Source organism: Neptunitalea lumnitzerae (genome assembly GCF_027924185.1).
GTDB lineage: Bacteria > Bacteroidota > Bacteroidia > Flavobacteriales > Flavobacteriaceae > Neptunitalea > Neptunitalea lumnitzerae.
Genome location: NZ_BRVO01000005.1, coordinates 97,983 through 110,115, shown reverse-complemented (window position 1 = coordinate 110,115; position 12,133 = coordinate 97,983). Strand labels below are relative to the sequence as shown.

14 protein-coding genes are annotated in these 12,133 nt (G+C 33.2%); 10 read left to right on the top strand and 4 right to left on the bottom strand.

Features of this window, described 5'->3' with window-relative positions:
• Positions 1-19: 19 nt before the first annotated feature.
• Together Y10_RS16510 and Y10_RS16505 are read right to left on the bottom strand one after the other, a co-directional pair.
• Positions 20-1,054, bottom strand: coding sequence for an RluA family pseudouridine synthase (locus Y10_RS16510; RefSeq protein ID WP_281766530.1), 1,035 nt, complete (start codon positions 1,052-1,054; stop codon positions 20-22).
• Complete coding sequence (locus Y10_RS16505) at positions 1,047-1,670, bottom strand: PASTA domain-containing protein (RefSeq protein ID WP_281766529.1); 624 nt, start codon at positions 1,668-1,670, stop codon at positions 1,047-1,049. Before Y10_RS16505 ends, Y10_RS16510 begins: the two co-directional genes overlap by 8 nt.
• A 115-nt stretch (positions 1,671-1,785) precedes the next feature.
• On the opposite strand from Y10_RS16505, the gene Y10_RS16500 reads away from it, so the two are divergent.
• From Y10_RS16500 to Y10_RS16490, 3 genes are read left to right on the top strand one after another with little or no spacing between them, the layout of a single operon-like run.
• Positions 1,786-2,757 carry a D-alanine--D-alanine ligase gene (locus tag Y10_RS16500; RefSeq protein ID WP_281766528.1) on the top strand — a complete coding sequence of 324 codons (972 nt, stop codon included), beginning with the start codon at positions 1,786-1,788 and terminating at the stop codon, positions 2,755-2,757.
• An 11-nt stretch (positions 2,758-2,768) separates the two neighbouring features.
• Positions 2,769-3,239, top strand: a complete 471-nt coding sequence (gene coaD / locus Y10_RS16495) for a pantetheine-phosphate adenylyltransferase (protein ID WP_281766527.1) — start codon at positions 2,769-2,771, stop codon at positions 3,237-3,239.
• A 35-nt stretch (positions 3,240-3,274) separates the two neighbouring features.
• Entirely contained in the window at positions 3,275-5,035 is a 1,761-nt protein-coding gene (locus tag Y10_RS16490) for a M14 family metallopeptidase (RefSeq protein WP_281766526.1), read from the top strand.
• Here Y10_RS16490 and Y10_RS16485 read toward each other — a convergent pair whose 3' ends face one another.
• Positions 5,036-5,641 carry an NUDIX hydrolase gene (locus tag Y10_RS16485; RefSeq protein WP_281766525.1) on the bottom strand — a complete coding sequence of 202 codons (606 nt, stop codon included), beginning with the start codon at positions 5,639-5,641 and terminating at the stop codon, positions 5,036-5,038.
• Positions 5,642-5,648: 7 nt separating this feature from the next.
• On the opposite strand from Y10_RS16485, the gene pyrE reads away from it, so the two are divergent.
• Positions 5,649-6,290 carry an orotate phosphoribosyltransferase gene (gene pyrE, locus Y10_RS16480; RefSeq protein WP_281766524.1) on the top strand — a complete coding sequence of 214 codons (642 nt, stop codon included), beginning with the start codon at positions 5,649-5,651 and terminating at the stop codon, positions 6,288-6,290.
• Positions 6,291-6,303: 13 nt separating this feature from the next.
• Positions 6,304-6,696 carry an SRPBCC family protein gene (locus tag Y10_RS16475; protein WP_281766523.1) on the top strand — a complete coding sequence of 131 codons (393 nt, stop codon included), beginning with the start codon at positions 6,304-6,306 and terminating at the stop codon, positions 6,694-6,696.
• 61 nt (positions 6,697-6,757) lie between these two features.
• Here Y10_RS16475 and Y10_RS16470 read toward each other — a convergent pair whose 3' ends face one another.
• Positions 6,758-7,489, bottom strand: coding sequence for a biotin--[acetyl-CoA-carboxylase] ligase (locus Y10_RS16470; RefSeq protein WP_281766522.1), 732 nt, complete (start codon positions 7,487-7,489; stop codon positions 6,758-6,760).
• A gap of 89 nt (positions 7,490-7,578) precedes the next feature.
• Between Y10_RS16470 and rsfS the strand changes: the two genes are divergently transcribed.
• The 5 genes from rsfS to Y10_RS16445 all read left to right on the top strand — a co-directional run bounded on the left by rsfS (position 7,579) and on the right by Y10_RS16445 (position 12,133).
• Positions 7,579-7,950: a ribosome silencing factor gene (rsfS, locus tag Y10_RS16465; protein WP_281766521.1), complete on the top strand. Its 372-nt coding sequence runs from the start codon at positions 7,579-7,581 to the stop codon at positions 7,948-7,950.
• A 5-nt stretch (positions 7,951-7,955) separates the two neighbouring features.
• Positions 7,956-9,935 carry an ATP-dependent zinc metalloprotease FtsH gene (ftsH, locus tag Y10_RS16460; protein WP_281766520.1) on the top strand — a complete coding sequence of 660 codons (1,980 nt, stop codon included), beginning with the start codon at positions 7,956-7,958 and terminating at the stop codon, positions 9,933-9,935.
• A gap of 122 nt (positions 9,936-10,057) precedes the next feature.
• Positions 10,058-10,669, top strand: coding sequence for an LUD domain-containing protein (locus Y10_RS16455; RefSeq protein ID WP_281766519.1), 612 nt, complete (start codon positions 10,058-10,060; stop codon positions 10,667-10,669).
• Positions 10,670-10,671: 2 nt separating this feature from the next.
• The gene (locus Y10_RS16450) at positions 10,672-11,496 is read left to right on the top strand and encodes a phosphatidate cytidylyltransferase (RefSeq protein WP_281766518.1); all 825 of its coding nucleotides are present in this window, start codon (positions 10,672-10,674) and stop codon (positions 11,494-11,496) included.
• Positions 11,486-12,133 (top strand): phosphatidylserine decarboxylase family protein, encoded by a 648-nt coding sequence (locus Y10_RS16445; protein WP_281766517.1) that lies wholly within the window; start codon positions 11,486-11,488, stop codon positions 12,131-12,133. Before Y10_RS16450 ends, Y10_RS16445 begins: the two co-directional genes overlap by 11 nt.

The window sequence follows — 12,133 nt, the reverse complement described above, 5'->3', positions numbered from 1 at the left end:
TTGATTTTACTAATAGTACCTATTCGTTTACATGCTTGGCATACGTACGCCATTTTTCAATGCACTCTGTCATATCTTCTGGTATCTCAGAAGTAAAACGTAAAAACTCACCTGTTGTAGGATGCTCAAAACCTAAGGTTTTTGCATGTAACGCTTGCCTTGGTAAAATCTTAAAACAGTTTTCTACAAACTGTTTATATTTAGTAAATGTAGTTCCTTTTAAAATTTTATCACCACCGTAACGCTCATCATTAAATAAGGTATGCCCTATATGTTTCATGTGCGCTCTAATTTGGTGAGTTCTACCTGTTTCCAATGTACAACTAACCATGGTAATATACCCAAAACGTTCTAACACTTTATAATGTGTAACTGCTTCTTTGCCATAAGCCCCATCAGGAAAAACATCCATCTGTAACCTATTCTTTAAGTGTCTGCCTATATGACCTTCTATAGTTCCTTCCTCTTCTTCAAAACCACCCCATACTAAAGCTACATATTCTCTTTCTGAAGTTTTATTAAAAAATTGTTTAGACAGATGATTTAAGGCATGTTCTGTTTTTGCAACTACCAACAAACCACTAGTATCTTTATCAATACGGTGAACCAACCCAGGGCGTTCATTACTATTTAGCGGTAAGTTTTCAAAATGATAAATCAGCGCATTAATCAACGTACCAGAATAATTACCATGCCCAGGATGCACAACCATACCAGCAGGTTTATTTACTACTAGTAAAGAATCGTCTTCATACACTATATCTAACGGAATATCCTCTGGTGTCAACAAGTATTCATGTGGCGGATGTTCAAACAACACCTTTATTTGGTCAAAGGCTTTTACCTTATAATTTTGCTTAACAGGCGTACCATTTACATGAATATTACCATTTTTTGCAGCTTGTTGTATTTTGTTTCGGGTTGCATTTTCAATTCTATTCATTAAAAACTTATCTATTCGATAAGGTTGCTGCCCTTTGTCTGCATTAAAACTATAATGTTCATATAGTTCATCCTCATTCACATCTATATCATTCGTTTCTTCACTATTCATCTCCCTCTGGTGTTTGTATTAAAGTAGAATCAATAACCGTTTCTGTTTGAAAATTAGGCATATCAGGGTTAACTCCGTTACCACATATAAGATCTATAGTGGTTGTTTTAGGTAATTTATCTCCTGCATATATAGTATCTCCTTTATACAAGGCTCCTAGTACCATATCTTTTCCTATATCATCTACATATTCTATCTCGCCTACTTTTAAACCTATTGCCTCTAAAATAGCCTGTGCATTTCGTTTAGTTAATTGGTTTAACTGTGGTACCGTAATTTTACGGTACCCAGACGGATTGATTCTTACATATATTTTTCTGTTCTCTTTAACCTTGCTACCCGCTTTTGGCTCTTGCTTAATAATAGCAAACCTAGGTATATCTGGGTCGTACTCCGCAGAGTCGGTAACCTCTACTCTTAAAAGCTCTCCTTCTGCTGTTTCTTTTGCCATACGTAACGACATTTTAGATAAATCTGGCACTGTAACAAACTCATCATGATTGGTAGTAATATCTAACCATTTTAAAACACCAAATACAATTAAAACCAATACCACTATGGCTAGTCCTATTTGTATTAAAAAAGTCTTACTAAAAAGAAACTTAAAGAAACTCATAAACGTTATTTTATTTAGCAAATATATATAAAAGAGTTTTCTTTTTACCCTTTCAAATTTTATAGATACTTTTGAATTACTAGAATACATATAATACTGTAGACGCTAACGCCGTATGAAGAAAAACATTGCCATAATAATGGGTGGATTTTCAAGTGAATATCAGATTTCCTTGAAAAGTGGAAATGTTGTATATCAACATTTATCGAAAGAAAAATATAATGCATTTCGTATTCATATTTTTAAAGACAGATGGGTTTATGTAGATGATACCAACACAGAATACCCTATAAACAAACATGATTTTTCAGTGGTAGTGAACAACGAAAAAATAACTTTTGATGTTGTTTTTAACGCCATACACGGTAGCCCAGGTGAAGATGGGTATATGCAAGCTTACTTAAAAATAATGGGGATCCCACAAACAAGTTGTGGTTTTTACCAAGCGGCTACTACATTTAACAAAAGAGATTTATTGGCTATTTTAAAACCTTATGGTGTTTTAACAGCTAAATCATATTACCTAAATAAAGGTGATGAAATTATTACCGCAGATATTGTAGACACCGTTGGCTTACCTTGTTTTGTTAAAGCAAATAAAGCAGGTAGCAGTTTTGGGGTTACCAAAGTACACACCCAAGACCAAATAGCCAGTGCTATTGAAACAGCTTTTAAAGAAGATGATGAAATTATTATAGAATCATTCCTATCTGGTACCGAAGTTTCCGTTGGTGTTATTAATTATAAAGGAACTATTACTGTATTACCAATTACTGAAATAGTAAGCGAAAATGATTTCTTTGACTATGAAGCTAAATATTTAGGAAAATCTCAAGAAATTACACCTGCCAGAATTTCTAAAACACAGGAAACCAATGTAAGAGCAGCTGCCAAAAAAATATACGAAGTATTAAAAATGAGCGGTTTTAGCCGTAGTGAATTTATTTTTATTAACGACACCCCTTATTTATTAGAGGTAAACACAGTACCTGGATTAACAGAAGCTAGTATTTTACCCCAACAAGCAGCTAAGGCTGGAATTACTTTACCTGAATTATTTGAAAATGCCATTGAAATGGCTCTATAAAACTATACACTGTGGACAATAACAAACCTTTTAAGCGAGCTATTTTTCCAGGATCTTTTGACCCGGTAACACTTGGACACTATGATATTATTCAAAGAGGATGTACCCTGTTTGATGAAATTATTGTAGCTATTGGTGTTAATGCCGATAAAAACTATATGTTTAGTATAGAAGACCGTAAAAAATTTATTGAAGAGGCCTTTTTAGATGAACCAAAGGTTAAAGTGGTTACCTATGAAGGACTAACCGTTGATTTTTGCAAAGAGGTAGATTCTGATTTTATTTTAAGAGGACTTAGAAATCCGGCAGACTTTGAGTTTGAAAAAGCAATTGCCCATACCAACAGAATTCTATCTAATATAGAGACCGTATTTTTGCTAACGGAATCTAGAACTTCATTTATATCTTCTTCTATTGTTAGAGACGTAATTAGAAATAAGGGAGACTATACCGTTCTAGTACCTGATAGTGTTAAGTTTTAATTTTACCCAAACAAAATTCACACAAAAAAATTACTATGCGCAACGTTGTTTTTCTTTTAATTACTATTTTATTTTTTGTCAGTTGTAGTGATACTTCTGTTCAGAAAAAAGATAGCTTCATTACCGTTTTTGAAAGTTCTGAAGGAAAAGAAACCGCTACTTATGAAGAAGTGATTGCTTATTATAAAAAATTAGCAAACGAATATACTACCATTAATTTCCAAACCATGGGGCCTACCGATAGCGGAGAACCCTTACACATTGTAGTATATAACCCAGAGGGAGATTTTAATTTTATCAACTTAAAAGAAAATAATAAACGAATTTTATTAATTAACAATGGAATTCACCCAGGTGAGAGCGATGGTGTAGACGCTACAATGCTGCTTATGCGTAATTTGGTACAAGGACAAATTACAGCTCCTAAAAACACCGTTATTGTAGCAATACCTATTTACAATATTGGGGGTGCCTTAAACCGAAACAGCACTTCACGTGTAAATCAAGACGGACCTGAAGAATATGGTTTTAGAGGTAATGCCAGAAACTTTGATTTGAATAGGGATTTTATTAAAATGGACACTAAAAACATGGAGTCTTTTGCTGCTATTTTTCATCAAGTACAGCCCGATGTTTTTATTGACAATCACGTAAGTAATGGTGCCGATTACCAATACACACTAACACACCTTTTCACACAACACAATAAACTACAAGGTAGCCTTGGTAATTATGTACAAACCGAGTTTATGCCTAATTTAATAGACTCCTTAAGCAAAAAGAATTTAGATATTACTCCGTACGTAAACGTATTTAACAGAGTACCAGAAAGCGGATTCTCTCAGTTTATGGATTACCCACGGTATTCTACTGGATATACAACCTTATGGAACACTGTAGGTCTAATGATTGAAACTCATATGCTAAAACCATATAAACCAAGAGTAGAAGCTACTTATGAGTTAATGAAATCTGTTATTAATATCACAGACGATCAATCAAAGCGTATAGAGGACTTACGTACTATGGCATATGAGTCTATAAATGATGCTACTTACTACCCTGTTACATGGGAATTAGACTCTACCAAGTATACTTCATTTGCCTTTAAAGGGTACGAAGCCGATACTATTACCAGTGAAATAACAGGCTTAGACCGCTTAAAATACAACAGAGACCAACCTTTTACAAAAGACCTTAAGTACTATAATTATTTTAAACCCGCTAAAAAGGTAAAAGTACCCTATGCTTATGTTATTCCTAAAGGATGGTACCCAATTGTAGAGAAATTAAAGATTAATAAAATTGCTATGCGTAAAATGGAGGAAGACTCTACCGCTTACGCAACCACATATCACATAGAAGACTTCAATACTGTTAGCAGTGCTTACGAAGGGCATTATTTACATTATGGCACTAACACATCATCCGCTAAAGATTCTATTGTAATTAAAAAAGGAGACTACATTGTAAAAGTGAATCAAAAAGGTAAGCGCTATCTTCTAGAAACATTGGAACCAGAGGCTACAGATTCATTTTTTAACTGGAATTTCTTTGACATGATTTTACAGGCTAAAGAAGGATACTCGCCTTATGTTTTTGAAGATTTAGCCTTGGAAATTTTAGCACAAAACAAAGAGTTAAAAGAAGAATTCTTAACTAAAAAAGAAACGGACACTGACTTTAATAATAATTGGAGAGCTCAGTTAGACTGGATTTACAGACACTCTAAATACGCAGAAAAGGCATATTTAAAATATCCTATATACAGATTAGAAACACCTCCGGCAGAATAATTACTCTGCCGGAACTTCTATCTCTTTAAATAATTTTTCAATATTAGCATAGGAATTCGTAAGTGCTTGTTTTATTTCTTCGGCACCCTTCCAACACACTTGTGTTATACCCTCTTCCTCTTGTGGTATTAATTTACCAGAATACGAAGTTTTCATATAAAACCAATGCGTCTCTTTAAGCTTGTATTGCCCGTTACGCTTAAATATATGATAGGTAGTTTTAAAAAAACTCTCTAACTTTAAATTCTTAACACCTGTTTCCTCTTCAACCTCACGTATAGCGGCCTCAGGAATACTTTCATTTTTATCTAACTTCCCTTTGGCTAAATCCCATTTTCCGTTTCTAAAAATAAATAATATTTCTCCTTTCTTATTCTTAACTACTCCACCAGCAGCTAAAACCACATTTAGTTTACTCTTAAACTTTTTAAGTAACTTTTCCTTATTAGGGTGATACAAATAAGCAGCATCAATCTTGCCATTGTTAAGTTCTTTGATTACCTTAGGTAAATCAACATTTTCAAGTAAAAAATACTTAAATGAATCCTCTTTTTTTAATTCACTAATTAAAATTATTGGATGTTCATTTACAAAAACTTCATACATTTGCGTTATGGTTTTAGATAAAGACACAGCTAAAAAAACAGCCGAACTCCTATTGCAAATTAATGCAATAAAGTTGAATCCGAAAAATCCTTTTACATGGAGTTCAGGATGGAAGTCGCCTATTTATTGCGATAACCGAGTAATTCTCTCATATCCAACTATTAGGAATTATGTTAGAGAAAACATAGGAAAACAAATTGAACATATTTACGGCAAGCCAAATGTAATTGCCGGTGTTGCTACAGGTGCCATTGGTATTGGTATGCTTGTTGCAGAGTATTTAGGTGTACCATTTGTATACGTAAGGCCAGAACCTAAAAAACACGGTAGACAAAACCAAATTGAAGGTTTTTTAGATAAGGGTCAAAATGTAGTGGTAGTAGAAGATTTAATTAGCACAGGTGGCAGTAGCTTAAACGCAGTAAAAGCTTTAAAAGAAGCAGGTGCTGTAGTAAAAGGTATGGTAGCCATATTTTCGTATGGTTTTCATATTGCCGATGACAATTTTAAAGAGGCTAACCTTGAGGTTTATACCCTAAGCAGTTACCAGCATCTTTTACAACAAGCCAAACAAACTGGTTACATTAGTGAAGATGAAGTAGAAACACTTTCTTTATGGAGAGAAGCTCCGGATAAGTGGAACCAATAAACAAAAAATTATTATGACAATAGAAAGCCCAAAGGTTACCGTTGCTAAAAGTCAGGAAGAAGTTTTCAATTTCCTTACCGATGTAAAGAACTTTGAAAAATTAATGCCTTCTAACTTAAACAAGTTTGAATTAATAAACGACAAGCGTTTTCTATTTGCTTTATCAGGAATGCCTGAGATTGTTTTAGAACTTAAAAGCACAGAACCTAATAATAAAATTATATTAGGTGCAGCAAGTGATAAGCTACCATTTACGTTAACATCCAACTTAAATGAAGTAGACGCTAATACTACGGGTGCACAATTAATTTTTGAAGGTCAATTTAACCCTATGATGGGAATGATGATTAAAGGCCCTATCACCAATTTTATAGGCACTTTAGCAGAAAACCTAAGTAAATTATAAGAAATTAATTATCTCATAAAAAATAAAAAAACCGGAAGTGATTCCGGTTTTTTTATTTTTATTAGTAAAGTAGCTTCACTTCTTTCAGTTCAAACTCCTTTTCTACTTTATTTTCTAATTCAATTACTAATCGTCCAGATTTATTTACTCGTCTAATAAAGCCCATAAACAAATTACCGCCATTATCTTTAAACGTAGAGGGTTTATCTTTTCTAAACAACAAACTCTCGTAAGTACTTTTAATTTCTTCTAACTTTTGGTGCTCTACCAATTTCACTACCTCTCTAAATTCATCTACAATAGCCATTAGCAATTCATCTAAATCATAATGTACACCAGTAAGTCTTTTTAAAGACGAAACACTTTGTAAACCAGAAAATTCTAATTGATTTACATTTAAGCCTACGCCTGCTATTACTGACACCAAATTGTCTTGTTTTATTACTCCCTCTATAAGAATACCGCAAATTTTGCAGTTAGATGACAGTATGTCATTAGGCCATTTAATATTCAGGTCTGGTACATTTAATTTTGATAGTGCTTTGTATATAGCAATAGATATGGCCATACTAATGTAAAATTGCTCATCTATTTCAAGGCACTGAATCTTCTTATATACGCTAAAAGTCAGATTTTTATCGGGTTCAGAGATCCACTTAGTACCCATTTGTCCTCTACCCCTAGTTTGGTCTTTAGTAACCACTACCGTATTATCATGTAAATCGGTCTCTCGTAAAAGTCCTCTTAAATAAGAATTTGTAGATTCTGTGGCATTAAGTTTGATTAAATTCATTTGCTTTGTTTGATTTATTAAAGGTAATGTTAATTTACACCAATAAGAAAGCAAAAAAGTGATAACTTTGTGAAAAATTAAAATTTTTAATGATAAAAGACTCAGGAAAAACAGATCAATTAGTAACACTTATCTTAAAAGGCATTGAAGATGCAAAAGGACAGAATATTGATATCCTGGATTTAAGAGAACTTGAGAATACAGTTTGTGACTACTTTATTATATGTGATGGTACTTCTAATACACATGTAAATGCATTAGTAAACTCAGTACAAAAAGTTGTAAGTAAAGAAATAAGTGAAAAACCATGGCACGTTGAAGGCACAGAAAATGCTGAATGGGTGTTGGTTGACTACGTTAATATTGTAGTACACGTTTTTCAAAAACACATTAGGGAATATTATGACATTGAAGGCTTATGGGGCGACGCCAAAGTAACCTCAATAGCAACTAATTATTAAAATTTATGGCAAGCAGTAAGAAAAATATCAATCCAAATAATAACAAGAAGCCTAAATTCAGTATGTACTGGATTTACGTAGTTATATTACTCCTTATACTAGGAACTCAATTTTTCAGTGGTGGTGGCGGAATGTGGTACCAACCTAAAGAAATTTCAAATTCGCAATTAAAAGAATTTGTTGCTAACGGTGACGTTAAAAAAATTGAGATTTTAAATGAATCTCATACCGCAAAGGTTTATATTAAAAAGGAAGCGCTTGAAAAAGAGGTTCACCAAGATGTTAAAGGTGAAGACAGTTTAATTCCTCAAACTGCTAATGAAGAGATTCCTCAATATCAAGTAACTTTTGGAGATCAACAAAACTTTGAAACTCAAATACGTAATACAATCACTGAAACTAATCAAACTACCGAATTAAGTTTTGATAAGGATGAAAGCGGTTGGGTTAGTGCTATTCTAATTAATGTACTTCCTATATTACTATTCATTGGTATTTGGATTTTCCTTATGCGTCGTATGTCTGGCGGAAGCGGCGGTGGCGGCGGAGGCCAAATCTTCAACATAGGAAAATCAAAAGCTAAACTTTTTGATGAGAAAAAAGACATCCGTGCTACTTTTAAAGATGTAGCTGGTTTAGAAGGTGCTAAAGAAGAAGTACAAGAAATTGTAGAATTTCTTAAAAACCCTGAAAGATATACTTCTTTAGGAGGTAAAATACCAAAAGGTGCTTTATTAGTAGGACCTCCAGGTACCGGTAAAACTTTATTAGCCAAAGCGGTTGCCGGCGAAGCTAAAGTTCCATTCTTCTCTTTATCAGGTTCAGACTTTGTAGAGATGTTTGTTGGGGTGGGTGCTTCAAGAGTACGTGACTTATTTAAACAAGCTAAAGAAAAATCTCCCGCTATTATATTTATCGATGAGATTGATGCAATTGGTAGAGCACGTGGTAAAAACAACTTTACAGGTTCTAATGATGAAAGAGAAAACACATTGAACCAATTGTTAACTGAAATGGATGGTTTTGGTACTAATACTAATGTTATTGTATTAGCCGCTACCAACCGTGCAGATATTTTAGATAAAGCGTTAATGCGTGCGGGTCGTTTTGACAGACAGATTTATGTAGATCTTCCGGACTTAAACGAAAGAAGAGAGATTTTTGAAGTGCATTTACGCCCAATAAAAACTAAAGAAGCTTTAGACCTAGACTTCTTAGCAAAACAAACTCCAGGATTCTCTGGGGCAGATATTGCTAACGTTTGTAACGAGGCTGCATTAATTGCTGCAAGAAAAGGTAAAAAAGCTGTAGACAAACAAGATTTCTTAGATGCCGTTGATAGAATTATTGGTGGTCTTGAAAAGAAAAATAAAATTATTACTTCTGAAGAAAAGAAAACTATTGCTTTTCATGAAGCTGGCCACGCTACTGTTAGCTGGTTATTAGAGCACGCTGCTCCGTTGGTAAAAGTAACCATTGTACCTAGAGGACAATCTTTAGGAGCTGCATGGTACTTACCAGAAGAGCGCCAAATTGTTAGAACAGAGCAAATGTTAGACGAAATGTGTGCTACTATGGGCGGTAGAGCTGCTGAAAAAGTAATGTTTGATAAAATATCTACCGGAGCGTTAAGTGACCTTGAAAAGGTTACAAAACAAGCAAAGGCAATGGTAACTATCTACGGTCTTAACGATAAACTAGGCAACATCACCTATTACGATTCGTCTGGACAAAGTGACTATAACTTCTCTAAACCTTACAGTGAAGAGACTGCTCAGGTTATAGATAAAGAGATATCTGAAATTATTGAAGGCCAATATTTAAGAGCTATCAAAATTTTAGAAGAAAATAAAGATAAGCTTACACAATTAGCAAACCAATTGTTAGAGAAAGAAGTTATTTTTAAAGATGATTTAGAAATCATTTTTGGAAAACGACCTTTTGAAAAAGAAAACATTGGTGTTGAAAAAAATCTAGAGGCTTAGTTGATATTTAGATTATAAAAAATATTAACATCCGTTTATTAAAAAATCTTAATTGTAGTGCCATACAATTAAGATTTTTTATCTTTATATTAATTTTTGAAAAAGAGTAGATTTTTATTTGCATGAGCTTACTGAGAAAAATTTTTCAATTTTCTAAAACAAATCCAACCCCAAAGGAAGATGACGCTGCTTCTAATGAAGCAATAAATGAATTAGAAAATAAACCGGTTGACGAGAAATTCGCTATTAACTTTAAAAATAATGGTGGAAAGTTTCTGTATTGTGAATCGATGGATGAGGCATTTGAGAATTTTGAAAACATTGTTTATGAAAATAAATGGGAACACTCTACCCTACTTTGTTTAGACAAAGCATTAAAAGAAAAGTTTGCTAAATCTACGGTAAAGCTATCTGCAGAAGCAGTTAATGCCGATTGTTTTTTAGCTACCTGTGAGTTTTTAGTTGCAGATACAGGTGCTATTTTATTCTCATCTGAACAAATTACAGAAAAAAACATCAAAGAATTCCCCGACTATTTAATAGTTTTTGCCACTACTAGTCAGTTTGTTAAAACCATAAGCGATGGTTTGCAAGGTATTAAAATGAAGCACCCTAACAGGATTCCTTCAAATATTACCACTATCAAAAATTTTGAAACGCCAATTGACGATAATTTTATGACTTACGGAAGTAGTTCAAAAAAGTTATATTTGCTGCTTCTTGAAGATTTATAATAATGAAGGAACTATTAAAGAGGTCCATAACAGGAATCATTTATGTATTATTGATATTAGCTGCCGTTTGGTTAAACTCAGATGCATTTGATTTCTTGTTTATGATATTTGGAATTGCATGCTTACACGAGTTTAAAAAAATGATTCACCTGAAGGGGTACTCTATATTTATTGTTTTTTTACTCTTTTGGTGGGTATACATCTATTTTCTTAACGATACCGTTTCAGAAACCTTTAAGTTAAACTCTATATACATTTTAATGGGGCTAAACTTAGCTACCAACCTATTACTGATAAGACACCTGTTCTCGGTTAGAGAAATTGTTTTCACCAAACTTCAAAAGTTTCTAATTAGTATATTTTACATAGGTACTGGTTGTATATTTTTAACCATGATACCTTATCAAGCCGAAGGGTTCTCAAAAATTTTAATCATAGGCATTTTCATTTTAATTTGGGTAAACGACTCCTTTGCTTACCTTACGGGTAGCTTAATAGGAAAAACCAAACTTTTTGCCAGAATATCACCTAAAAAAACTGTTGAAGGCTTTTTAGGAGGTATGGTATTTAGCATAATTGCCTCAATTATACTTTTTAAGTTAACAAATGAAATGAATATGACCAATTGGATAGTTTTATCCTTTGTAATTGTTATTTTTGGCACGTTAGGAGATCTTATTGAATCTAAATTCAAAAGAGTGGCCGGCGTAAAAGATAGTGGCGCCATATTACCAGGACATGGTGGTATGTTAGACCGTTTAGATAGTTTAGTTTTTGCAGCTCCGTTTGCATATGCATGTATTCAATTTTTAAAGTATGTTTCATAAAGAAGGACATAAAATTATTTTAAGTGCTTTTGTTACAACCATTGTATTGGTTTTAATAGCACATTTATTTATTGAAAACTTTTGGTTTCAGAAAACCATAGAAGTAGGCGCTATTATATTTTTAATTCTTATTCTACAATTCTTCCGTAATCCTAAAAGATCTGGTACACTTGCCAATGAGCATGTACTAGCTCCTGTAGATGGTAAGGTTGTAGTTATAGAAGAAGTTTTTGAAAAAGAATACTTCAACGAAAAAAGAATGCAAGTTTCTATTTTCATGTCGCCAGTAAACGTACACGTTACTAGATACCCTATTAGTGGTAAGGTATTATTTAGCAAATACCACCCTGGCAAATACCTAGTAGCATGGCACCCAAAAGCATCTGAAGAAAATGAAAGAACTACCATTGTAGTTGAAAATAAAGTATACGGCCCTGTACTTTACAGACAAATTGCTGGAGCTTTAGCAAAACGTATTGTTAATTATGCTAAAGTAGATGATGAAGTTACCCAAGGTACCGATGCTGGTTTTATAAAATTTGGATCTAGAGTAGATTTATTTTTACCATTAGATACCAACATCAAAGTTACCCTTAATCAAAAAGTTAAAGGAGGGGTAGATATTATTGCAGATTAA

Bases quoted from the DNA above. Each gene is read 5' to 3' on its own strand.
- Y10_RS16510 (WP_281766530.1), bottom strand. From the start codon at position 1,054: ATGAATAGTGAAGAAACGAATGATATAGATGTGAATGAGGATGAACTA.
- Y10_RS16505 (WP_281766529.1), bottom strand. From the start codon at position 1,670: ATGAGTTTCTTTAAGTTTCTTTTTAGTAAGACTTTTTTAATACAAATA.
- Y10_RS16500 (WP_281766528.1), top strand. From the start codon at position 1,786: ATGAAGAAAAACATTGCCATAATAATGGGTGGATTTTCAAGTGAATAT.
- Y10_RS16490 (WP_281766526.1), top strand. From the start codon at position 3,275: ATGCGCAACGTTGTTTTTCTTTTAATTACTATTTTATTTTTTGTCAGT.
- Y10_RS16485 (WP_281766525.1), bottom strand. From the start codon at position 5,641: ATGTATGAAGTTTTTGTAAATGAACATCCAATAATTTTAATTAGTGAA.
- pyrE (WP_281766524.1), top strand. From the start codon at position 5,649: ATGGTTTTAGATAAAGACACAGCTAAAAAAACAGCCGAACTCCTATTG.
- Y10_RS16475 (WP_281766523.1), top strand. From the start codon at position 6,304: ATGACAATAGAAAGCCCAAAGGTTACCGTTGCTAAAAGTCAGGAAGAA.
- Y10_RS16470 (WP_281766522.1), bottom strand. From the start codon at position 7,489: ATGAATTTAATCAAACTTAATGCCACAGAATCTACAAATTCTTATTTA.
- rsfS (WP_281766521.1), top strand. From the start codon at position 7,579: ATGATAAAAGACTCAGGAAAAACAGATCAATTAGTAACACTTATCTTA.
- ftsH (WP_281766520.1), top strand. From the start codon at position 7,956: ATGGCAAGCAGTAAGAAAAATATCAATCCAAATAATAACAAGAAGCCT.
- Y10_RS16455 (WP_281766519.1), top strand. From the start codon at position 10,058: ATGAGCTTACTGAGAAAAATTTTTCAATTTTCTAAAACAAATCCAACC.
- Y10_RS16450 (WP_281766518.1), top strand. From the start codon at position 10,672: ATGAAGGAACTATTAAAGAGGTCCATAACAGGAATCATTTATGTATTA.
- Y10_RS16445 (WP_281766517.1), top strand. From the start codon at position 11,486: ATGTTTCATAAAGAAGGACATAAAATTATTTTAAGTGCTTTTGTTACA.